General features: G+C 65.9%; 20 protein-coding genes. 7 read left to right on the top strand and 13 right to left on the bottom strand.

Going from position 1 to position 22,705, the window contains the following annotated elements; genetic code table 11:
* Nucleotides 1–106: 106 nt before the first annotated feature.
* Nucleotides 107–802: an anti-sigma factor gene (locus tag A0J57_RS13410; protein WP_061936271.1), complete on the bottom strand. Its 696-nt coding sequence runs from the start codon at nt 800–802 to the stop codon at nt 107–109.
* Nucleotides 799–1,287 (bottom strand): RNA polymerase sigma factor, encoded by a 489-nt coding sequence (locus tag A0J57_RS13405; RefSeq protein WP_044663090.1) that lies wholly within the window; start codon nt 1,285–1,287, stop codon nt 799–801. The genes A0J57_RS13410 and A0J57_RS13405 overlap by 4 nt, the downstream gene beginning before the upstream one ends.
* A 163-nt stretch (nt 1,288–1,450) precedes the next feature.
* On the opposite strand from A0J57_RS13405, the gene A0J57_RS13400 reads away from it, so the two are divergent.
* From A0J57_RS13400 to A0J57_RS13390, 3 genes are all read left to right on the top strand, one after another.
* Entirely contained in the window at nt 1,451–2,701 is a 1,251-nt protein-coding gene (locus tag A0J57_RS13400) for a S8 family serine peptidase (RefSeq protein WP_101756473.1), read from the top strand.
* 100 nt (nt 2,702–2,801) lie between these two features.
* A complete protein-coding gene (locus tag A0J57_RS13395) occupies nt 2,802–3,485 on the top strand; it encodes a hypothetical protein (RefSeq protein WP_061936265.1) in 684 nt (227 codons plus the stop codon).
* A gap of 281 nt (nt 3,486–3,766) precedes the next feature.
* Nucleotides 3,767–4,183, top strand: coding sequence for a hypothetical protein (locus A0J57_RS13390; protein ID WP_048575340.1), 417 nt, complete (start codon nt 3,767–3,769; stop codon nt 4,181–4,183).
* Nucleotides 4,184–4,467: 284 nt separating this feature from the next.
* On the opposite strand, the gene ctrA is transcribed toward A0J57_RS13390, so the two are convergent.
* Together ctrA and A0J57_RS13380 are read right to left on the bottom strand one after the other, a co-directional pair.
* On the bottom strand, nt 4,468–5,175 hold the full coding sequence (ctrA, locus tag A0J57_RS13385; RefSeq protein WP_025549663.1) for a response regulator transcription factor CtrA: 708 nt from the start codon (nt 5,173–5,175) through the stop codon (nt 4,468–4,470).
* 209 nt (nt 5,176–5,384) lie between these two features.
* Entirely contained in the window at nt 5,385–6,278 is an 894-nt protein-coding gene (locus A0J57_RS13380; protein WP_044661877.1) for a LysR family transcriptional regulator, read from the bottom strand.
* 107 nt (nt 6,279–6,385) lie between these two features.
* Between A0J57_RS13380 and A0J57_RS13375 the strand changes: the two genes are divergently transcribed.
* Nucleotides 6,386–7,105, top strand: coding sequence for a pirin family protein (locus A0J57_RS13375; RefSeq protein WP_061936262.1), 720 nt, complete (start codon nt 6,386–6,388; stop codon nt 7,103–7,105).
* Between the two features lie 126 nt (nt 7,106–7,231).
* A complete protein-coding gene (gene wrbA, locus A0J57_RS13370) occupies nt 7,232–7,831 on the top strand; it encodes an NAD(P)H:quinone oxidoreductase (protein ID WP_061936259.1) in 600 nt (199 codons plus the stop codon).
* 369 nt (nt 7,832–8,200) lie between these two features.
* Here wrbA and A0J57_RS13365 read toward each other — a convergent pair whose 3' ends face one another.
* A complete protein-coding gene (locus A0J57_RS13365; protein WP_044661875.1) occupies nt 8,201–9,448 on the bottom strand; it encodes a threonine ammonia-lyase in 1,248 nt (415 codons plus the stop codon).
* A gap of 97 nt (nt 9,449–9,545) precedes the next feature.
* Here A0J57_RS13365 and A0J57_RS13360 point away from each other — a divergent pair, with 97 nt between their 5' ends.
* Together A0J57_RS13360 and A0J57_RS13355 are read left to right on the top strand one after the other, a co-directional pair.
* Nucleotides 9,546–10,415, top strand: a complete 870-nt coding sequence (locus tag A0J57_RS13360; protein WP_025549659.1) for an NAD(P)-dependent oxidoreductase — start codon at nt 9,546–9,548, stop codon at nt 10,413–10,415.
* 53 nt (nt 10,416–10,468) lie between these two features.
* Nucleotides 10,469–12,196, top strand: coding sequence for an amidohydrolase (locus tag A0J57_RS13355; RefSeq protein WP_061936386.1), 1,728 nt, complete (start codon nt 10,469–10,471; stop codon nt 12,194–12,196).
* 105 nt (nt 12,197–12,301) lie between these two features.
* Here the strand turns inward: A0J57_RS13355 and A0J57_RS13350 are convergent, their stop codons facing one another.
* The 8 genes from A0J57_RS13350 to A0J57_RS13315 form a co-directional block, all read right to left on the bottom strand.
* On the bottom strand, nt 12,302–14,041 hold the full coding sequence (locus A0J57_RS13350) for a hypothetical protein (RefSeq protein WP_061936256.1): 1,740 nt from the start codon (nt 14,039–14,041) through the stop codon (nt 12,302–12,304).
* A complete protein-coding gene (locus A0J57_RS13345) occupies nt 14,041–14,793 on the bottom strand; it encodes an FkbM family methyltransferase (RefSeq protein ID WP_061936253.1) in 753 nt (250 codons plus the stop codon). The genes A0J57_RS13350 and A0J57_RS13345 overlap by 1 nt, the downstream gene beginning before the upstream one ends.
* On the bottom strand, nt 14,790–15,929 hold the full coding sequence (locus A0J57_RS13340; RefSeq protein ID WP_061936250.1) for a glycosyltransferase family 4 protein: 1,140 nt from the start codon (nt 15,927–15,929) through the stop codon (nt 14,790–14,792). Before A0J57_RS13340 ends, A0J57_RS13345 begins: the two co-directional genes overlap by 4 nt.
* Entirely contained in the window at nt 15,926–17,278 is a 1,353-nt protein-coding gene (locus tag A0J57_RS13335) for a hypothetical protein (protein WP_235600873.1), read from the bottom strand. The genes A0J57_RS13340 and A0J57_RS13335 overlap by 4 nt, the downstream gene beginning before the upstream one ends.
* A gap of 2 nt (nt 17,279–17,280) precedes the next feature.
* Entirely contained in the window at nt 17,281–18,033 is a 753-nt protein-coding gene (locus A0J57_RS13330; protein WP_061936247.1) for a bifunctional 2-polyprenyl-6-hydroxyphenol methylase/3-demethylubiquinol 3-O-methyltransferase UbiG, read from the bottom strand.
* Between the two features lie 110 nt (nt 18,034–18,143).
* Nucleotides 18,144–19,280, bottom strand: a complete 1,137-nt coding sequence (locus A0J57_RS13325) for a glycosyltransferase family 2 protein (protein ID WP_229742607.1) — start codon at nt 19,278–19,280, stop codon at nt 18,144–18,146.
* Nucleotides 19,281–19,292: 12 nt separating this feature from the next.
* A complete protein-coding gene (locus A0J57_RS13320) occupies nt 19,293–20,642 on the bottom strand; it encodes a sugar transferase (RefSeq protein WP_048575347.1) in 1,350 nt (449 codons plus the stop codon).
* 159 nt (nt 20,643–20,801) lie between these two features.
* Entirely contained in the window at nt 20,802–22,697 is a 1,896-nt protein-coding gene (locus A0J57_RS13315; protein WP_044661867.1) for an XrtA/PEP-CTERM system amidotransferase, read from the bottom strand.
* Between the last annotated feature and the right edge of the window lie 8 nt (nt 22,698–22,705).

The raw sequence follows: 22,705 nt of genomic DNA, 5'->3' as shown, positions 1-22,705 counted from the left end.
CACCCAGCTACGACTAGGCAGCAAGCTGCCAAGTCTGCGCAGCCCTCTCCCTCAAGGGAGAGGGATAAAGCGGGTGTCCGATACCACCCTTCCTTCAGCCGCTATCCTATTGCCACCGCCTGTCCTTCGCCGCCTTTTCCTGCGCGGCATCGAGGGGGGAGCCGTCCATCAAGGCATCGACAGTCGCCATAAGACGCGCATCGCCCGAGGATGCCTGCCGATAGGCCACTTCCTGTCCCGCGCCGGGGATGAGCTGCTGCACCTGCCAGCCTTGCCCCTCGCGGCAGGCGACGCCCGACAGGGCCTGCCCTTCGAAGCTGCGGCACCATCCTCCGCCCTTGCGCCGGAAGCTGAGGCCGATGCGGATCGGCGCTTCCTCCTGCGCGGAAGCGAGCTGGGTTTCGAGCGCCGACGCCAACTCGCCCTGTGCGACCATCGTGCCCCGCTCTATTGAAATCGGACCGTCGCTCCCGCCGGAAAAATGCCCGACGCCAAGCCCCAGCAGCAGGCTCGCGGCGATGGCGCCGCCCATGGCCCAGACGCGCCGACGCGCCTGGACCGGACGGGCGAACGGGACGACCTTCGCATCCTCCTGCAACAAGGTCCGCATCGCGGCCGGCACAGGCTCGGCTTCGATGGGCGCATAATGGCCGGCCAACCGCTCCCGCAGGCGAACATGCATGTCGAGCCGCGCGGCCAGCGCCGGATCTTCCGCGACGGCACGCTCGATGCGCCGCCGGTTCACCTCGTCCAGTTCGCCGTCGACAAAGGCGATCAGCATGGCTTCGTCCATGTCCGTCATGCCGCTTCCCCCAGCAGTTCGATCAAAGCGCCGCGCCCGCGCACCAGCCGCGAGGTCAGCGTGCCCATCGGAATGTCCAGCACCTCCGCCGCTTCCCGGTAGGACAGCCCCTCCACCAGCACGAGCGCGATGGCCTCCCGCTGCTCGTCGGGCAGGCTTTGCATCGCGCGGTCGACATCGGACAGCATGACATGCGCCTCCACATCGCGGTCGCCCGCATGGCCGACATGCTCGCCCGCCTCCTCCGGCGCGAAGGTGCGGGCGGCGCGCTGCCGGGAGCGGCCCTCGTCGATCCACAGATTGCGCATGATCCGATACATCCAGCTATCCAGTCTCGTCCCCGGCTGCCATTGATCGCGCGCCCGGAGCGCCTTTTCCAACGCCGCCTGGCAGAGATCGTCCGCATCGGCGCGATCCCGCGACAGGCTGGCGGCAAAGCGCCGCAGCCGGGGCAGGATCGCCAACAGATCGCTTTCGAACGACATCCGGTCTCCATTCAGCTTCCTGAAGGATGAAACGGCTGCCGCCGCACGTTTCATCCCTGAGCATGGATCTTGTATCGGAAATTTTTTCGCAATGAATCATTTTGAGAGCGAAAGGACCGGAAGGCAGTCTGATGGTGGAAGTGCCGGCGATGGAGAGGTCGAGATGAAATTCGCGCGTCGATGGATCGTTGCCGGCCTGCTTCTGACCGCACCGGGCGCGCAGGCCCAGTTGCTGCCTTCGCCGGGCAGCGCCCTGGGTCAGGTGAGCGGCCAGGCAGGCGGCATCGTGCCGCATGTGATGGATCGGGTGGAAGGAACGCTGGATCAGGCCGGGCTTGAGCGGCTGTCGCCTGCCCGGCTGGCCGATCGGCTGTTGGCGGCGCGGGCAGCGCGGATCGACGATCTGGTGCGGCGGCATGCCGATTCGGTGGAACTGGACGACCGGCGCGAACCGGCGCGGCGCGGCGTCATATTGCTGACCGGGGCGCGGCCGGAAAGCGTCGCCGCGCTGCGTTCCGCCGGCTATGGCGTGGAAGATGCCGCCATAGAGGGGCTGGACCTTGCCGTGACCCGCCTGACCGTGCCGCAGGGCAGCAGCCTGTCGCGTGCGTTGAAGCAGGTGCGATCCCTCGCTCCGGAAGCACAGGCCAGTGCCGACAATCTCTATTTCCCCAGCGGCGCTTCCATGGGTCTTGCCGCCGCCGCGCTTGCGGAAACCGCGTCGGTTGGGGGCAAGGCGGCGGGGCTGATCGACGGCGGGGTGGCCCGGCACCCCAGCCTGACCGGCCCGGTCGAACAGCGGGGTTTCGCCCGAGGGGCTCCCCGCGCCAGCGCGCACGGGACGGCGGTCGCCTCCCTCATCAGCGGGACGGGCAGCATAAGGGGCGCAGCGCCCGGCGCGCCCTTGCTGGTGGCCGATGTCTATGGGGACGACCCGGCGGGCGGCAGCGCCTTCGCCATGGCGCGGGCGCTTGGCTGGATGGCGGCGCGCGGGGCCGATGTCGTGACGGTGAGCCTGGTGGGCCCGGACAATCCCCTGCTGGCCGGCGCCATCCGACTGGCGCGGGAACGTGGCGTGTCCGTGGTCGCGGCGGTCGGCAATGACGGGCCGGCCGCGCCGCCGGCCTATCCGGCATCCTATGCCGGGGTGATCGCCGTCACCGGCATTGACGGGCGGGGCCGCGTCCTGCCCGAGGCGGGGCGGGCCCGTCATGTGGATTTCGCCGCGCCGGGGGCGGACATGAATGCGGCCCGGGCCGACGGCGGCAAGGGTAAGGTCCGCGGTACATCCTTCGCTGCGCCGCTGGTGGCGGGACGGCTGTTCGCCAAGGGCAGCGTGGCGGCCCTGCGGGCGGAGGCGAAGCGGGGCTCCGGCCTTAGCATCATTTGCGGCAATTGCAGAAATAATGATTGATTTTCAATGATTTGAAAGTTTTTTCCGACATTTTGGGATTAAATCCGATCGCCGTCGCGTTGTCCTGTCATCGGATCGACAACGAACAAGGAGACGATCGATGAAAGTCAAGTTCCTGATTGCAACCGCCGCTCTTGCCGCCCTGACGGCCGCGCCCGCCTCTGCCCAGTTGCTGGGCGGCGGTGGCGGCGGCATGCTGGGCGGTGGCCTGGGCGGCGCGCTGGGTGGCGCGGGCGGATCGTTGGGCGGCACGCTCGGCGGATCGGGCGGCGTCGGCCTCGACCGCAGCATCGACCTGGAGAATGGCCGCGTCGGCGCCAGCGGTTCGGGCCATGGCAGCGGCAGCGGTTCCGCCTCCGGATCGGTCAGCCGCCATGGCAAGAGCCGCAGCGGCAGCGCTTCGGGCTCCGCCAGCGGATCGGCAGGCGGCAGCCTGACGGCCGACACGCTGGGGACAGGCGATGTGCGCAATGCCGTGGGCGGCCTGCGCGACCAGGCCGGCAACACGGCCGGCGCGGCTCGGGACCGGGCCGCTGGAACCGTCGCCGAAACCAAGGACCGCGCCAGCGCCACCGCAGGAGCAGCGCGGGACCGCGCCGCCAACGCCGTGAACCGGACACGTTCGGCAGCAGGCAACGCCGCCGGCAGCGCTGCGGGCGCGGCCAACGGTGCGGCGAACGGCGCGAGCGGCCTGGGGTCCGTCGATGCTTCCGGACAGCTTTCGGGCAGCGGACAGGCTTCGGGTTCGACCAGCTCGGCCGCTTCGGATCAGGCGGCCAACTGACCTCGCCCGGAGGCGACATATCCCCGACCGGCTTTCAGCCGCATTGCCGCCTCACCGCCTGATCGAAGGCCGGCGACCCTTATCGGGCCGCCGGCCTTCCCTCTTTCTGAAGGAAACGCTAAAAGCCTTTGATATAAATGGTTTAAGATGATGGCGCTTTTCATGGCGCGCCTGAATGTCTACACCGTCATTTCATATGGGTCCGGCCGGCTGTGTCGAATGGAGCCAAGGGTCGCCATAGGTGCGTCGCGGCACCAGATATTGAAGAGATACAGGACTGAATGTCCGTTTCGGATTCCGATTTCGCCTCCAAGCGGCTGCATGACCGCCAGCGTCGGCTGCTGAAGGCGCGCATGCGTCATCCGGATTATGGCGAGATCGACATCCTCGTTCGCGACGTGTCGGAAATGGGCCTTGGCGGGCGGTGCGAGCTCGACCTTGCCGTGGGGGAAAGCGTCGTCATCCTCCTGCCCGACTGCCGGCCGGCGCAGGGAAAGATCGCATGGCGGAAGGGACAGAGCTTCGGCGTGCATCTGGAGGCGCAGATCAATCCGGAGGTGGTGAAAAGTCGCACCCCCGCCGATCGCCCGGCTGAGGGGTATCAGGTGCCCGAGGCGTTCCGGCCATCGGCGGAGACGAAGCGGCCCGGATTCCGGACGCGGTTACAGGGGCCGGACACCAACAATAAATGGCGGTGATTTCGCTTCTGCCCTGAGCAGACGATCGGCATTCGGCCGTTTGGATTGCGCGACGTTCATTTGCTGCGTCCGATTTAACGCAGCGCGCTCAAGAGCGGATTCCTATCCGATTGTATCGGCTCGACTGCTCTAAGTTTTTGTTTTGTCGCGTTTTCCGAGTCAGCAGATGATTCCATCTGCTTGGAAAACGCTTCAGGAGCCCGTCCCGTAGAGGCGCAAAAATGAAAAAGGCCGCCGATCCTGTCGGGATCGCCAGCCTTTTCTTCCTGTCGCAATGGCTCGGATCAGGCGACTTTGGTCGCGAATTCCTCTGCCTCGTCCGGATCGCGCAGCACATAGCCGCGGCCCCAGACGGTTTCGATGTAATTCTCCCCGCCGCAGGCCAGCGCCAGCTTCTTGCGCAGCTTGCAGATGAAGACATCGATGATCTTGAGTTCGGGCTCGTCCATGCCGCCATAAAGGTGGTTCAGGAACATTTCCTTGGTCAGCGTCGTGCCCTTGCGGAGCGAAAGCAGCTCCAGCATCGCATATTCCTTGCCGGTCAGGTGGACGCGGTTGCCGTCCACCTCCACGGTCTTGGCGTCCAGGTTGACCGCCAGCTTTCCAGTGCGGATGACCGACTGCGAATGGCCCTTGGACCGGCGCACGACCGCATGGATGCGGGCGATCAGTTCCTCGCGGTGGAACGGCTTGGTCACATAATCGTCGGCGCCGAAGCCGAAGGAGCGCACCTTGCTGTCCATTTCCGCCACGCCGGACAGGATCAGCACCGGCGTCTGCACCTTCGCCGCGCGGAGCTTCTTGAGCACGTCATAGCCATGCATGTCCGGCAGGTTCAGGTCCAGGCAGATGATGTCGTAGTCGTAGAGCTTGCCGAGGTCGAGACCCTCTTCGCCAAGGTCGGTCGTATAGACGTTGAACCCCTCCGTCGTGAGCATCAGCTCGATCGCCTTCGCGGTTGTCGGTTCGTCTTCGATTAGCAGCACGCGCATGTGAAGCCCCTTTGCGTAGCAGTCCCGTTCACCCCCAGAGAACGACGGCCGCTCCAATTCATTAACCAAAAAACTTCTGAAGGACAAAGGTTAATTTTTCGCTAACCGGCAGGAATCCGCGAGTCGTGGGATTTTGAATCTGTTTTCAACATTTTGCAGCCGAAATGATTCAGATGGAGTCAAGATGGATTCACCTGTGGAACGAGTCCTCAACAGCCATGATGGCGGGTAAGGAAATCGAGCACGGCGTCCACCCGGGCCGGCCGCAGACGCGATGGCGGCGTGACCAGGTGGATGCCGAATGGCGGCGGCCGCCAGTCGACCAGAATCTCCTCCAGTTCGCCCGATGCAAGCGCGTCCCCGACAATGAAATCGGGCAGCCGGGCAATGCCGACGCCGGTGCGCAGCGCAGGCAGCATCGCCTCTCCGCTGTTGACCGTCAGCCGGGCGCGCACCTGCACCACGACATTCTGCTGGCCGGGGCCCGAAAAGCGCCAGACGTCGGGCGTCGGGGTATTGGAATAGCAGAGGCAATCATGGCTGCCGAGGTCGGACGGATGGGTGGGGCGCCCCCTTTCCGCCAGATAGGCGGGCGACGCCACGACATGCAGCTTGACGTCGGCCAGGCGCCGGGCGCGGAGCGAGCTGTCCGGCATGTCGGCAATGCGGATGGTCGCATCCAGGCCCATTTCCACGAGGTCGATGCGCGCATCGGACAGGTGGAGGTCGATGTCCACTTGCGGGTTCTGCTTCGTGAATTCGGCGACCAGCGGAGCGACGCGGAGCAGGCCGAAGGTCATCGGCGCGCCCAGCCGGACCGTGCCGGAAAGTTCGGCCGTTTCGTCCCTCGCCGCTTCCTCCGCCGCCTGCCCTTCCGACAGGATGCGCGCCGCATGCTCGGCCAGCCGCTTGCCGCTTTCGGTAAGGGCCAGACGGCGGCTGGTGCGGCTGAACAGGCTGGTATCCAGATGCTGCTCCAGCCGCGTCACCGCCTTGGACACGGTGGCCTTGGAAACGCTCAGCGCCTTGGCCGCGTCGGTGAAGCTGCGATGCTCGACCACGGCGGCGAACATCGCCCATGCCTCGAAATCGGGAAGACGCATAAGGAAACAATCCGTTTCAATGCTGCTTATTCAAGAAACGATCCTGATCGCTAGATTGACGGAAAGCAAGCCGGAACCTTCCGGCATCGCAATCGAAAGGCCTGAATATGAGCACGACAGTCGGGAGCCGCATCGAACGCCGCCCCTTCGCGTCCCTCGGTCATGCCGACCATGGCTGGCTGAACGCGCGGCACCATTTTTCCTTTGCGGACTATCATGATCCCGCCCGCATGAACTGGGGCGCGATCCGGGTCTGGAACGATGATGAAATCGGCCCCCGCTCCGGCTTTCCGCCGCATCCGCATGCGGACATGGAGATCATCACTTATGTCCGCAAGGGCGCGATCACCCATCAGGACAGCCTGGGCAACAGGGGCCGGACCGAGGCCGGCGACGTCCAGGTGATGAGCGCGGGCACCGGCATCCGCCATGCCGAATATAATCTGGAAGAAGAGACGACGACGCTCTTTCAGATCTGGGTCACGCCCCGCTGTCGCGGCGGCCAGCCGAGCTGGGGCGCCAAGCCCTTTCCGAAGGGCGACCGGTCCGGCAAGCTGCTGGTCCTGGCAAGCGGCCATGCCGAGGATGTGGAAGCGCTGCGCATCCGCGCCGACGCCCGTCTGCTGGGCGGCACCTTCAGGGCGGGCGAAAGCGTGACCTACGACAGTGCCGAAGGACGTCATCTCTATCTGGTTCCGGCGACCGGCCGGATCGAGATCGACGGCCAGATCTTCGAGGCGCGTGACGGCGCTGCGATCATCGGCGGCGCGCCCATCACCATCAAGGCGATCGAGGACGCCGAAATCGTCCTGGTGGACAGCGAATAAGGTCCGTCCCCTTCCCCCGGACGGGCCGAAAGGCCGCCCGCGCTTCTCCCCCCCTCCCTCTGCGCGGGCGGCCGATTTTTTCGAAACCTTTTTACGATCAATGCATTAGACGAAATGGAGATACTCATGGCAAAGGTTCTGGTTCTCTACTACTCCTCCTACGGCCACATCGAGACGATGGCGAAGGCCGTGGCGGAAGGCGCGGCGGCTGCCGGCGCGCAGGTCGACATCAAGCGCGTGCCGGAGACGGCGCCGCTGGAAGTGGCGCAAGCCGCTCATTTCAAGCTCGATCAGGAAGCGCCGGTCGCCACTGTCGCGGAGCTGGCGGATTATGACGCGATCATCATCGGCACCGGCACCCGTTTCGGCCGCATGTCGAGCCAGATGGCGGCCTTCCTCGACCAGGCAGGCGGCCTCTGGGCGCGCGGTGCACTGAACGGCAAGGTAGGCGGCGCTTTCACCTCGACGGCCAGCCAGCATGGCGGGCAGGAGACCACCCTGTTCTCGATCATCACCAACCTGTTGCATTTCGGTCTGGTGATCGTCGGCCTGGACTATGGCTTTGCCGGACAGATGGGCGTCGACAAGGTCCGCGGCGGATCACCCTATGGCGCCACCACGCTGGCGGATAGCGACGGCAGCCGCCAGCCCGGCGAGGAAGAACTGGAGGGCGCACGCTATCAGGGCCGGCGCGTTGCGGAAACGGCACTGAAACTGCACGGATAACGCATCGCTGCGCCGTCTGTACGGTGCAGTCGTTGAGAGCCTTGGGTCGCAAGGCATCAACGCAAATGGGGGGCCGGCGCATGGGACTGCGCGCCGGCTCCCTTTATTTTCGGGTTTTGCGGGAAGTGGCCAGTGCAAGACCTTCCTTCTCCCTTGAGAAGGACGGGAAGCCTTGGCGACGAAGGAGTCCAGGCTGATTTGGAAGAGGGGAGCGGGCCTGCGGTCCGTGCGATCCGTTGGATTGCAACCCCCTCACCCAGCTACGACTAGGCAGCAAGCTGCCAAGTCTGCGCAGCCCTCTCCCTCCAGGGAGAGGGATAAAATGGGTGTCCGCTTTCCACCCTTCTGCTCGCGCAGTCTTCAATCAGGCTAGGCGACCTCGATCGGTGCGACCTCATAGCCCACTGCCCGCAGGGCGGCGATCAGGCGTTCCAGATGGGCGCCGTCCCGCGTCTCGCATTCCACGTCGAGGCTGAGGCCCTTGGCAGGAAGATTGGTGAAGATCCGCTGGTGCGACAGTTCGAGGATGTTGACCGCTTCCTGGTCGAAGATCCGCGCCACATGGAACAGCGCGCCCGGCCGGTCCTGCAGGATGATGCGCAGCCGCGCCAGCCGGCCCGAGCGCGCCAGGTCGCGCAGCAGCACATTGGCCAGCAGCCGCGTATCGATATTGCCGCCGGTCAGGATCAGCCCGACGCTGCGCCCGGCAAACAGTTCCTTGTGCGTCAGCAGCGCCGCGAGGCCGGCGGCGCCCGCACCCTCCACCACCGTCTTCTCGATCTGGAGCAGCAGGCTCACCGCTTCCTCCAGATGGCGCTCGCTGACCAGCAGCACATCGTCCGCCAGCCGCTCGACGAAGCGGCGGGTGAGTTCGCCCGGTTCCCTGACGGCAATGCCTTCCGCCAGCGTATCGCCGTCACAGGGCAGGTTGGCGCCCTTGATATAGTCGTACATCGACGGATAAAGCTCCGCCTGCACACCATAGACCTTGATGTCGGGCTTCATCGCCTTGGCCGCCGTCGCCACCCCCGAAAACAGACCGCCGCCGCCGATGGGCACGATCAGCGTGTCGATCTCCGGCGCGTCCTCCAGCATTTCCAGCGCGACCGTGCCCTGCCCCGCCATGATGTCGGGTTCGTCGAAGGGATGGACGAAGGTCAGGCCCTGCTCGACCTCCAGCAGCCGCGCATGGGCGTAGGCATCGTCGAACTTCTCGCCGAACTGGACGACCGTGGCGCCATGACCCTGTGTCTGCGTGACCTTCACCGTGGGCGTGGTGTTGGGCATGACGATGGTGACCGGCACGCCCAGCCGCTTGCCGTGATAGGCCAGGCCCTGCGCGTGATTGCCCGCGGAAGCCCCGATCACGCCCTTCCGCTTCGCCTCCTCATCCAGCTGGAGCAGGCGATTGAGCGCGCCGCGTTCCTTATAGGCGGCGGTGAACTGGAGATTTTCGAACTTCAGATACACTTTGCAGCCGAACATGGCCGACAGCGTCTGGCTGACCAGCGTCGGCGTATGCACGACGGAGCCGGAAATTCGCACCCGCGCCGCGAGGATGTCGTCGACGGAAATGGGCAGCGGCACGGCGCTCTCTATCTTGCTCAGCGTGTTCATGGCGCGCCACCTAGCTTAAAATTGCTTCGGAAGGAACTGGCACTGACCGAAAACTCTGCCTATGGCTTGCGGGCGCGCATCCAACTGATCGAGGCATATGGCTAAAATCGCGTTTATCGGCCTGGGCGTCATGGGCGGCCCGATTGCGGGGCATCTGGCGAAGGCGGGGCATGAGCTGACCGTCTACAACCGTTCCATCGGCAAGGCGAAGCGCTGGGCGGAGGCCTATGGCGGCGCGGTCGCGATCAACCCGGCCAAGGCCGCGGAGGATGCGGAGATCGTCATCAGTTGCGTCGGCACCGACGACGATCTGAGCCAGATCACCCTGGGCCGCGACGGCGCCTTTCGCTCGATGAAGCCGGGCGGCCTGTTCATCGACCATACGACGGTGTCGGCGCGGATCGCGCGGCAATTGTTCGTGGAGGGCGAGAGCCGGGGGCTGCATTGCGTCGACGCGCCGGTGACCGGCGGTCAGGCCGGGGCGGAAAAGGGCAGCCTTGCAGTCATGTGCGGGGGCAGCGAGCCCGCGGTCGCAGCCGCCCGGATCGTCATGCAGGCCTATGCGCCGCGCATCGTCCATGTCGGGAAGGCAGGCGCGGGGCAGACCGCCAAGATGGTGAACCAGATCTGCATCGCGGGCGTTGTGCAGGGCTTGGCCGAAGCGCTGCGGTTCGCGCAGGCGGCTGAACTGGACCTCGACACATTGTTCGAGGCGATTTCCGGCGGCGCGGCGCAAAGCTGGCAGATGGACAAGCATTGGAAGACGATGGCGGCGGACAGTTTCGATTTCGGCTTTGCGGTGGATTGGATGCGCAAGGATCTGGGGCTGGCGCTGGAGGAAGCGCGGGCCAATGGCGCCACCCTGCCGGTGACGGCGCTGATCGATCAATTCTATGCCGACGTGCAGGCCATGGGGGGCCACCGGCAGGACACCAGCGCGCTCGTTCGGCGGATCACGCGGGCATGAACAAGGCCGGCATGACCAGCAGCGCCGTCCGCCCCGGGCTTGACCCAAGGACAATGCGCCGCTGCGGCAAGCTCCGCGCGAACGGATGCAGGATTGCCGTCGCCCTTGCCCTGACGCTGCCCGTCCCTGCGCTGGCTTCGGGCATCATCGACAATGTGAACGGCATCGCGCTGGATGCCAATGGCCGCGTGGTGCGTTTCCGGGCGCTCACCATCGACGATGAGGGCAAGGTGGATAAGCTGTTGCCCGACCGCTATCGGGAGCCGGAGCAGCCGCGCCCCCGGAAGCGGAAGAAGAACGAGCCGGAGCAGGCAAAGCCCAGCCGCCCCGACTTCAAGCTGGACGCGGGCGGCAAGACGCTGATCCCCGGGCTGATCGACGCCCATGGGCATGTGATGGGCTATGGCCTGTCGCTGATCACGCTGGACCTTTCGGAAACCAAATCGCTGGCGGAGGCGCAGGCGAAGATCAGGGCCTATGCCGCCGCCAATACGGGCCGGAAATGGATCATCGGCAAGGGCTGGAATCAGGAGCTTTGGGGCCTGGGCCGTTTTCCGACGGCGGCTGAACTGGATGCTGCGGTCAGCGACGTTCCGGTCTGGCTGGAACGGGTCGACGGCCATGCGGGCTGGGCCAATTCGCTGGCGATCAAGGCGGCGGCCGTCACCGCGGCGACCAAGGCGCCACCCGGCGGCCGGATCGAAATGGCGGCGGGAAGGCCCGCGGGCGTGTTCGTCGACAAGGCGATGGATCTGATCACGCGCGTCGTGCCCCCGCCGGCGCCCAAGGATCGCGACATCGCGCTGGAGAAGGCGCAGCAGGCGCTGCTGCGGCAAGGCATTACCGGCATTGCCGACATGGGCACCAGCATCGACGACTGGCAGGCCTTTCGCCGTTCGGCGGACCGCGGCGCGCTGCGGGTGCGGATCATGTCCTACGCCTATGGCCTTGAGAATATGGTGCTGATCGCCGGGCCTGAGCCGACGCCCTGGCTCTATGACGATCATCTGCGCATGGGCGGGGTCAAGCTGATCCTGGATGGCGCGCTTGGATCGCGGGGGGCCTGGCTGAAGGCGGACTATGCCGATGCGCCGGGGCAGCGCGGCCTGGCGATGATCCCGTCCACCCAGCTTCGCAACATCATGAGCCGGGCGGCGATGGACAATTTCCAGATCGCGGTCCACGCCATCGGCGACGCGGCGAACAGCGAAGTGCTGGATGCGGTGCAGGAACTCAGCGAAACCTACAAGGGCGACCGGCGCTGGCGCATCGAGCATGCGCAGATCGTCGATCCGGCGGAACTGCCGCGCTTCGGGCAATATGGCATCGTCGCGTCGATGCAACCGGTGCATCAGACCTCCGACTGGCGCATGGCCACGGCGCGGCTGGGCGAGGCGCGGCTGAAGGGCGCCTATGCGTGGAAGGCGATGCTGGACAATCGCGTGCCGCTGGCCTTCGGGTCGGATGTGCCGGTGGAAAGCCCCAATCCCTTCCCCGGCATCGCCGCCGCCATGACGCGGGAAGATGCATCGGGGCAGCCGGCGGGCGGATGGATGCCGGAACAGCGGGTAAGCTTCGAGGCGGCGCTGGACGGTTTCACCAGGACGGCAGCCTATGCGGGCTTCGCGGAAAAGCGCTTCGGCAGTCTGGTGCCGGGGCAGCGGGCGGATTTCCTGCTGATCGACCGGGATATTTCCACGTCAAGCCCGGTCGAGATTCGCGGGACGCAAGTGCTGGAGACGTGGATCGGCGGCAAGCGGGTCTATGTGAAGGGGCAGTAGCGGCGGCCAACATGGCGTCATCCCGTTCAATGCCGGCCGTTCAATGCTGGCCGCTCAATGCTGGCCACTCAATGCTGGCCGCTCAATGCTGGGACGACGACAGGATCAAAGCACAGCCCCCGCCGCGTTGAACGCTTCTTCCTCCGTCTCCGGCAGCGGCGGCTGGACCGGCTTGTCGCAGCCCTCTTCCTTCATATGCGCCCGCAGCGCGTCCATGCGCCCCAGATTCCATCGCGCCAGCGGTACGCCAAGGGGCCGGAACTCCGCGCGGTCGAACAGCTCCACCACATAATTCCTGCAGAGATTGTCCACCTGCTCGAGCGTCAGCATGCCGAGGTTCATCACCATCGGCTTGCCCGGCACGCCGTTGCGTCCCCGCACCAGGTCCGTCACGTAAAGCCCGCCGCGCGGGTCGACCAGCACGACATCGGCCCTGGAAGCGTCGATCATCCTGTGGCTTGCGGCATAGGGCGCAACGAAGCCGTGCGTCCGCCACACGAGAAAGGCGCTGCTGAGCAATGTTATGGCCGCGCCCAGGAACATGGGGCGCATGGCGCCGGTCCGGAAACGCGCCCAGCCAAGGCCCGCCAGCAGGCAGAAAGGCCCGATGAAGCCATGGGCGTAGCGATAGCCCCAGCCATAGCCCTGCGCCAGGGCGAGGGCGCATCCGGCGAAGCAGCCGAGCGCCAGCGGCAGCGCGATCTCCTGCCCCCGGATCGCCTTGCGCCAGCGCATCGCGAAGACGCCCAGCGTCGCCAGCGGCACCATCAATATATTGTTCCAGGCGGCAAAGCGGCTGAGATTCACCAGCGGCTGCCAGCGGTCGCCCAACCGCTCGAACAGGCTGCCCACCTTGTCCGCCACGCCTGCGGAAGGACGCACGTCGGTCGGCTGCCCCAGCACATGCGTCAGGAAGGCCGGCCATAGCTTCGCCCAGACTATGACGATGGCAGCCAGCACGAGGATGTGGAAGATCGCGACCTTCCACCGTTTCCCAAGCAGCATCCAGAGAATGAAGGGCGCGATGAAGATCGGCGGGAAATGCCATTGGTGCAGCCCCGCCGCCGCCAGCGCGACTACCCCGGCGCTCAGATGCCCGATCAGCCCGCCGCGCAGCACCAGCGCCAGCCAGATCATGTTGAGCGCGAAATGCCCGGTCATGGCGTAGGGCGTCATCGCCGTGACCCAGAGCTGTGCCGAAGACAGGCCCAGCAGCATCGTCACCCAGACCGCGTCGGGCCTGTCGGGGAAAAGGTGCAGCGCCACCCGCCACAGCGCGAACAGCCCCGCCATCAGCAGCACCGGCCCGGCCAGATTCGGGTCGCCCAATTGCCAGAACAGCGCCTGGATCGCGCTGTTCACCGGCAGATAGGCCGCGGTCCAATAATCCGCCGCGCCGAAGGGAGAGAAAAATTCGGGCATGATCGCCCGGCGATAGGCCTCCCACTCCATCGGGATCGGGCGGGCCAGGAAACCCTCCCGCATATAGGCGGCGGCGAAGCGGGCGACCTCCTCGTCGCGGGAGATGGAATAGTCCTGGAACAGCCAGTAATGGCCCGCCCAGGCGATCAGGCCGAACAGCAGCACCAGCGGCACCATTATGCGCGCGCGCGGCATAGGCAGGCGCCAGCCCAGACCCTCCGCAAAGGGGGCGGCCAGCGTCAGCAGCAGCAATGCGCCCAGAAGCGCCGGAAAATCCTGATCGAGGAACAGGATGACCGCCAGGCTGATGCCCTGCCGGTAGGTCACATGCCAGAGGAAGGTCGCGCCCAGCCAGAGCGTCAGCCCGATCGCGCCCGCAAGGAGCAGACGGGTGGCACTGATGGGGCGCAACCGATTGAACATCAGCCTTCCTGCGGCAGCAGCGCCCGATTGACGAAAATGCCGTCCATCTCGACCAGCAGGGGGAAATGCCCCTTATTGTTGGCGAAGAAGGCGGAGGGGACGAAGCCATGCTCCGCCAGCCAGTCGATCATCGCGCGATAGCCGGTCCCGCCTTCATAGATCGGCCGGACACCGAGTTCGGTCTGCACCCCCGCCATGTCGTGGAGCGCATCGCCTGCGCCTTCGCAGACGGACAGGTCATGCCCCTGCGTATCCATCTTGAGAAAGGGTCGGGTGAAGCCATGGGCGCGCTTCAGTTCGGGCAGCAGGCTTTCCAACCGGCGGCATTGCATGTCGACCGAGCGCGTCACCCTGTTGCGTTCGACGAAGATCGCGTCCTGTTCCCCGGACGGCGTCTTCAGCGAACTGAACTGGTCGGCCGCCATGATGTTGAAGCTCGCCATGCCGTCGAAATCCGACAGGGCCATGTTGAACACATGCCATTGACGGTCGGACGAGGCATTCCGTTCCAGTTCGGAGAAGATGTCCGGATTGGGCTCGAAGGACAATATCGTGCCGTCGAAGCCCGCATCCTTGCGCAGCATCGTCGCATATTGGCCCCGGTTGGCGCCGACATCGAACACGCAATCGACCGCAAAGGCGCTCAGGAAACGGCGCAGCGCCTGGATTTCCGGATATTGATGCACCCGCCCCGCCAGCGCCAGCCGCACCGCCAGCGCCCGGTCGCGCAGTTCCCGGACATGGCGGCTCATTTCCCGGTCACGCTGCGGTAGATGGCGATGGTGGCCAGCGCCATGTCCTTCCAATTGCCCATTGAATCTCCATAGGTGCGCGCGCGCGCTCCCAAAGCCTGCCTGATGGCCGCGCTTTCTACGAGGGGCAAGAGGGCTTGCGCAAGCGCGGGTGCATTTCCCGCCGGGGTCCTGACGGCGACTTCCTCCGGCAGGCCGGCGAACATGCCCGCGTCCGACGTGACCATCGCCTTGCCATGGTGCAGGGCCGACAGGAAAGCGCCGCTGCTGTCGATATGCCGATAGGGGAAGACCAATATGTCCGCCTTCGCCATATGGGCGTCGAGCCGTTGTTCGGTCAGGAAAGCGAGATCGGCGATCAGCCGCTCGCCAAAGCCGGCGGCATGGACGCTGTCGAGCAGCGGGGCGATGTCCATGAACGGCTTGCCCGCCAGCACCAGTTCGAAACGATGCCCGGCGCTCCAGAGCGACAGGCATGCCTGGAGCAGCAGGTCGACGCCCTTATAGGGGCGGATCGTGCCGAAGAAGAGCAGGCGCGGCAGGACAGCGTCGGGCACCTGCGCCAGATCCTCCGTCCCCGCCGTCGCAAGTCGCATCGGCGGATGCCGCGTCACATGGATGCGTTTCGGATCGATGCCCTGCCGTTCCAGCGCGGTCCGCGTCGTCCCGCCATGGACGATCAGCGCGTCGAACATGTCGAGCAGGCCGCGATAGCCCCTGCCCTGCACCCCGGCGTCGGCATGATAGGCATCGGCATTGTGCACGGTATGGACCAGCGCGGTCCTGCCCTTCAACCGCCGCAACATGATCCGGTCGGCGGGCGCAAGCGGCAGCCATTGCATGTGCGCCACATCGGCCCTGGCCAGTGGGGCGAGGTCGCCCAGCGCGCAGCTGAGTCCATATTCTGCGGCCTTGAGCAGGCGGAAGACCCGACCTTCACCGATGCGCTGGCGCAGGGTCTCGCTCCGGCGGAAGAAGCGCGGCTCATAGCGATAGCCCTGCGGCACGATGGCATCCGTCTCCCGCATCGGTCGACCGAGCAGGGTGACGTCCACGCCCTCTGCCGCCATAGCCGCGCAAAGGCTGTCGTCATAGCGGCCGGTGAAGAGCGACGGATCGCACATCGCGACCTTCATGCGCGCTTCCCCATCAACTGGCGCAGGGAAAGGCCGTGGATGAATGCGGTGGCGAACAGGGTCAGCGTGTAGAGGATCAGGAACAGCAGGTCGAACCGCTCAGGCGCGAATATCCGGGCCAGCGGCACGCTGAGCAGCGAACCGGCGAGGAAGGGCAAGGATCGGCCGAGCAGCAGCGTGAACCGTCCCAGCGCGCCCTGCACATAGACGGACACGCAGATCAGGGCGAGCGCGAGCAGCGCCCCGCCGATCAGCAGCAGGTCGATCCGGTCGATCGCCGCGCGGCCGTCGAACAGCTTTGCGAACAGCCATTCACCCAGCAGCAGCAAGGCCGCCGAAGCGGCGAGCGCGAAGAAAAGCGCCGCGCCAAGCGCCCGCACCATCAACTGACGCAGCCTTACCCCGTCGCCCGCATGAAAAGCGCGGGTGATCCGGGGCAAGGCCGCCTCCACGGTCGCCCTGACGAGCATGGAAAGCGAGCGGGACATCTTGAAGAAAAAGTCGAAGATCAACATCGGCCGCGCGTCATGGGTCGCGGCGGCGATGGTGAAATAAGGCGCGTTATAGGCGAGGATTTCGGAAATGGTGAAGGCAGCCGATGCGCCGATGTCCCGCAGATAATGGCGCCTGACATGGCCGCCACCAACCCTGAAGGACAGCCAGTGCCGCGCCTCCATGCCGAGGCGCCGATGCACCAGGGCGATGGCATAGCCGATCACCGCCGCACTCACGCAAAGTTGCAGGGCGACGGAGACGCGCGGGTCCAGTCCTTGCAGGATGAACAGCAGCAGCGCGATGGTCATCACCCGGCGCAGGCAATCCAGCGCTTCCCAGAGGAAATTGCCGTCCACCGCCGCAAGCGCCCTTTTGGTGAGCAGCGCGGGCAGGTTGAGACAGGCGGAGAGGAAGAAGAGCAGGAACAGCAGCGGCATGCCCGTGCGCAATCCGCCCGCCGCCAGTGAAACCGACAGGATCGCCAGGCCGCCGACGATCAGCAGGCCAAGGAACAGGAACAGGACGCCCATTTCCTCCAGCCGGAATCCGCCCGCCCCGTCCTGGCCCGGTCCTGAATTCCCCGGCCCCAAATTCGCCGGCCCCAAATTCCCCAACCAATGCCGCCGCAGCCGCGCATAGACGATACTCGTCAGGCCGAACTCGGCGGAGATGGTGAAATTGCCGAACGCCACCAGCAGCAGGAAGGACTGGAACTCGCGCAGCGGCAGGGCGCGCACGAACACATAGGTGACGGCAAAGCCCCAGATCAGGGTCAGCGCGACATTGGCGAGCTTGATCAGGGCAAGGATGCGCGCCGACCCCTCCATCCGGGCAAGCGCGCTGCCGGGCGGCATGCTCACCGGGCGCCGGTCGCGAGCGGCTTGCGCGCGCGGAACAGCCTGTCGTCCAGCGCAAAATAATGCCGGGTATCGGCGTCGATGGCGCTGGCGTCGATCTCCTCCAGATCGAAGCCGGCGGCCCGGATGCGGTCGGCAAAATCCGGGCCATATTGGCGCACATGGTCCCATTGGCCGAAACGCCGTTCGCGTTCGCGCGGAGGCATGTCGAAGCTGCCATCCTCGGTCGGCCTGTCCCATAATGGGACGATCAGCCAGGCTTCGCCGCCGGGCTTCAGCGCGCGATGGATGTTGCGCAGCACGGCATGATCGTCCGGCACATGCTCCATCACATGGCTGGCATAGAAAAGGTCGTAGCGGTCGCTGGCATCGAGCGCCATCAGGTCGACGCGCCGCATGTTCGGCACATGGTAGCGGCCGGGATCGAGATCGGCGGGGGTATAGTCAGCGGCGGTGGAGAAGCGGCGCACCAGGCTGCCTTCATTGGGCGCCATGTGCAGCACCGCGCCCTGTTCCGGCACGGTCAGCACATGGCCCGCGATCAGATGGTTCATCAACCGTTCGCGCGGGGAAGCGCCGCAGTTCGGACAGCCCCATTCGGCATTGTCGCCATAGCGGAAAAACCCCACCACCGCCTGCCCACAGGCCGGGCAGGCCCGGTTCGCCCGCGCGCCCATGGCCTTGCGCACGGCCAGCATTGTCCGGGTCAGATGCTTGCCGGCGGCTTTCGCCACCCGCTGGAAAGTGATCACGCCTTGGCTCCAAAAAGCAGTTGGCACCGGCCTATACAATATGCCGCCGCTTTGGCGAGCGATTCCGTTGTGCGTGGCCCATCAGGCCCGATATCCCGCAAAGGCGGGAATCAGCGCGACTTGGCGGGGTTCCAGATAGTCACGGTTCGCCCCGTCATCGCCTTGGCCACGCCCTGCAAGGTCGCGAAATAGGCGAGTACGATGTCCACCGCCGCCGCGAAGGGTCCGCCCCTGGACCGCAGCCCGCGCCACAGGATGAATACTCCGGTCAGCCCGCCAACCATGTAGAGCATCGGGGAAATCCGCATCGCCAGCGTCCCCGCCGCGACGATCCCCGTCAGTATGAAGAGACCGCCGAACCATCGCACGATCTTGCGCGAGGCATATTTGAACCTGTCGACCCCGCGCATCCGTCGCAATTGCGGCCGCAAATGGCTGTGCGTATGCCAGGCGCGGGCGGCGATGCGGACCTTGCGCCGATATTCGTCGCCACGCGCCGCCACCAGCCGCTCCCGGGCGATCACGTCCTTCGCCTTCACCAGCCGCTTGCCGGCGAAGACCACCGCCATCGACACCGTCAGATCGTCCAGCACGCTGTCGGGAAAGTCCGGATAGAGCGCCCGGCGGATGGAGAAGATCGACCCGTCGGCCCCCAGCACATTGCCGGTGCGCGATTCCTCGTCCTTCAACCGTTCCTCGATCCGCCAGTAGAGCGACCCGACCGAGGCTGTGGCGCTTTCCCCGTCCCCCATATAATGCAGGGACCCCAGCACGCCCCCGATGTCCGGGTCGGCATAGCGCGCCAGCAGATTGTCGATGGCGTCGGGGTCCAGCATCACATTGGCGTCGGTGAAGATCAGCACATCGCCCTGCGCCCGCGCCGCCAGCAGCTTCATGCCATGCGCCTTGCCGCTGCGCCCCGGCCCGCGCAGCAGCGTCACCAGATCGCCCCGCGCTTCGATCAGCGCGGCCGTCTCGTCCGACGAGCCGTCGTCGAAGGCCAGTATTTCCAGCGCCGGATGGCGCGCCTTCAACATCGCCAGATTGGCCAGTTTTTCCGGCATCGCCGCTGCCTCATTATAAGCGCAGAAGAGCAGCGATGCGGATGGCGGCGGCCCAGCGGCCGGCTGCTCCGCCTTTGTCGGCAGCAGGCGCAGGATCAGGGGGTAGAAGAGAAACGGCCAAGCCACCGCCACCAGCGAGAGCAGCAGCGCCAGGGCCGCGATCAGGTCGATGCTGTCCGTCAACAGGCCCATCCCTCAATAGGCCTTGTGGTGCACGAGCACGCCGATGGTCGCGACGATGATGCGCAGGTCGCGCCAGATCGACCATTTGGTGACATATTCCAGGTCCGACTGGAGCCGGTCGATCAGGTCCTGATGATGGTCGGTCGATCCGCGATGGCCGCGCACCTGCGCCAGTCCGGTCATGCCCGGCTTGATGCAATGCCGCTCCCAATAGCGCTCGTCCACCTCCCAATAGAGGCGGTCGCCGGCCTTCGCGGCGGCCGCATGGGGGCGCGGGCCGACGATGCTCATGTCGCCGCGCAGCACGTTGAACAGTTGCGGCAGCTCATCGATGCTGGTCTTGCGCAGGAAACGGCCCACAGCCGTCACCCGATCGTCATCGCGCGCCGTCAGCTTGTCGGCCTTCCGGTCGCTCGCCTCCGTCCGCATGGAACGGAATTTATAGATGTTGAACGGCCGGGCGTCGCGGCCGATGCGCGGCTGGCGGAAGATGATCGGGCCGGGACTGGTCAGCTTCACCGCCAGCGCCGCCGCGATCAGCACCGGGGAAAGCGCGATGGTGGCCGCCGTCGCGACGACGATGTCGAAGAATCGCTTGATCAGGCGGTCGCGGAACTGGAACGGCCCGCCCGCGACGATGATCGTCGGCTGACCGTCGAACTCGTCCACCCGCGCCGGGGCGAAGCGCAGCAGTTCCGGCACGACGATCTCGCCCCGCGCCGACAGGGACTTTAGCGCCACCGACCAGTCGTCCATCCGCTCCATCGGGCAGGCGACGATCACCCGTTCCGCCATGCCCACGGCGGCGGCGAGCCGCGCCGCCATGTCCGCATCATGCCCCTTGGGCTGCAGGCCGGCTGCCCCAGCCTCGATCACATGCATGTGCGGGCCGGTGTCGATGGTCACGCCGTCCATGATGACCACGGTCAGATGCGGCACCTCGCCCAGCAGATGCGCGCCGAGCCGCCCGATGGCGAGTCGGACGGCAGCCACGCCAACTGCCGAAATGCCCAGGCCGACGATGAAGGTCAGACGCGAAAGCTGTTCCGCGATCTTCCCCAGATAGACGATCAGCAGCATCAGCATCGCCGCCTGCGCCAGCGCCATCAACCCCCGGAAAATGCCGCGCCGCAGATCCTCCAGCATATGGATGCCATAGGCGCCCCCCTGCACGCCGAGCAGCACGTAAAGCGGCGCGATCATCGCGAACATGACGATGCCGTGCGGCTTGCCCGGTTCGCCCAGCCATGCGCCCAGCACCAGATAATTGGCGAGCAGAAAGGACAGGAAAAGCCCCGCCATGTCCCCCAGCAGACACAGCAGGTACAGGCGCACCCGCAATATTTCCTTGGAGACTGTCACTTATGGACCCTGATCAGCTTGGCGTGTCCGCTCCGTTGGCACTGGTCGGAGCAGCTTTCAAGAGTTTGAATGGAGATCAACGGGTTCCTGCGAAGGCGGGAACCCGGCTCTGACCTTGCGATCGGGCTCCTGCCTTCGCAGGGGCGTGCATCGTCCGGATCAAAGCGCAAACAACCTTCCCAAAGCCTTGTCGAGCATCAGCAACTGCCACAGCAGCCGCCCATGATCGGCCAGCCCGGCCTTGTGATCCGCCGCGATCTTGCCCAGCATCTTCGCGTCGAACCAGCCGGTCTTCGCCAATGCAGATCCTCCGGCGATCGCTGTCGCCTCCCCGGCCAAGGGTCCACGGAACCAGGCGCTGATCGGGGTCACGAAGCCCATTTTCGGGCGGTAGAGTATGTCCTGCGGCAGGAAAGGCTCCATCGCCTTCTTCATCAGATATTTGCCGCTGTTCCCGCGAATCCGTTGCGCCACGGGGAGCCGCGCGGCGAACTCGACCAGCCGGTGGTCGAGCAGGGGCTCCCGCGCCTCCAGGCTGACGGCCATGCTCATCCGGTCGGTCTTGGTCAGGATGTCGCCCGGCAGCCATATGCGAATGTCGGCATATTGCGCCCGGTCCAGCGGATCGCGCGCGGGCGCCTCCGCCATGGTCCTGATATAGCGATCTTCCGCCCGATAGGCGCCGAGCCGGGTCTTCATGTCCTGGCTGAACATCCGCTGCCGCAGCGCATGGGGCGTCACGCCGACCGATGCGGCATAGGCTTCCCCGCCCTCCCCCGCCAGTTCGAGCAGGGTCGATTTCGCGCGCAGGGGGCGGGGCGCCCAGTCGGCCTTGGGATACCAGCGGCCCAAAGTCCCGAACAGCGGTTGCCGCACCGAAGCCGGGATCAGCGAGCGCAGCCTTTCGCCCTGCATCTGGAACCGATGCCGCCGATAGCCGGCAAAGGCCTCGTCCGCGCCGTCTCCGGAGAGCGCGACCGTCACCTGCTCCCGCGCCAGTTCGCACACCCGGTAGGTCGGCAGCGCGGAAGCATCGGCAAAGGGTTCGTCGAAATGGAGCGCCAGCGTGTCGATCAGCCCATAATCATCGGGCGATACGATGCGGGTGCGATGGTCGGTGGCGAAGCGCCGCGCCACCCTGTCGGCATAGGCGGTCTCGTCCAGTTCCCTGACGTCGAAGCCGATGGTGCAGGTCTTGACCGCCTGTTTCGACGCCTCCGCCATCAGCGCAACGACGCTGCTGCTGTCCACTCCGCCCGACAGGAAGGCGCCCAGCGGCACGTCCGCCACCATCCGGGATCGGACCGCCTGTCGCATCAGCGCGACCAGTTCCTCCTCCAGCGCCTCCGGCTTCGCCCTGCTGCGGTCGGCGAAGCTGACGTCCCAATAGCGCTGCGGCTGCGGCAGGGGCCGCCCGCGCACGATGCGCAGCGTCTCGCCCGCGCCGAGCTTGCGCACGCCTGCGACCAGGCAGGCGTCGTCGGGCACATAGCCGTAAGCGAGATAATCCTCGACCGCCGACAGGTCCGGCGCACGCCGCAAAAGGGGATGGGCGAGCAGGCTCTTCAGTTCCGAACCGAAGATCAGGCTGCCGTCGGACAGCAGCGCATAATGGAGCGGCTTCACCCCCAGCCGGTCGCGCACCAGCCAGAGCGCCTGCGCCCGCGCGTCGAACAGGGCGAAGGCGAACATGCCGTTGAACTTCTCTACGCAGGCCTCGCCCCATTGGCGATAGCCGTGCAGGATGACCTCCGTATCGCTATGCGTGCGGAAGACGTGGCCCTTGGCCTCCAGTTCCGTGCGGACTTCCCGAAAATTATAGATTTCGCCGTTGAAGACGACGGCCAGGCTGTCATCCTCCGTCAACATGGGCTGCGCGCCGCTGCCCAGATCGATGATCGAGAGGCGCAGATGGCCCAGCCCGACGCCGGGCGCGGTCCAGATGCCGCTGTCGTCCGGCCCGCGCCACGGCATGGCGTCCAGCATCAGCCCGACCCGCGCCGGATCGACCGGCTTGGCCGTTTCAAGGTGGAAAATGCCCGCAATTCCGCACATTCGAAGGG

It is taken from the genome of Sphingobium sp. 22B, from assembly GCF_001580035.1.
Taxonomy (GTDB): domain Bacteria; phylum Pseudomonadota; class Alphaproteobacteria; order Sphingomonadales; family Sphingomonadaceae; genus Sphingobium; species Sphingobium fuliginis.
The sequence above is the reverse complement of the archived record's forward strand: the minus strand, read 5'-3'. Positions and strand labels throughout refer to the sequence as shown.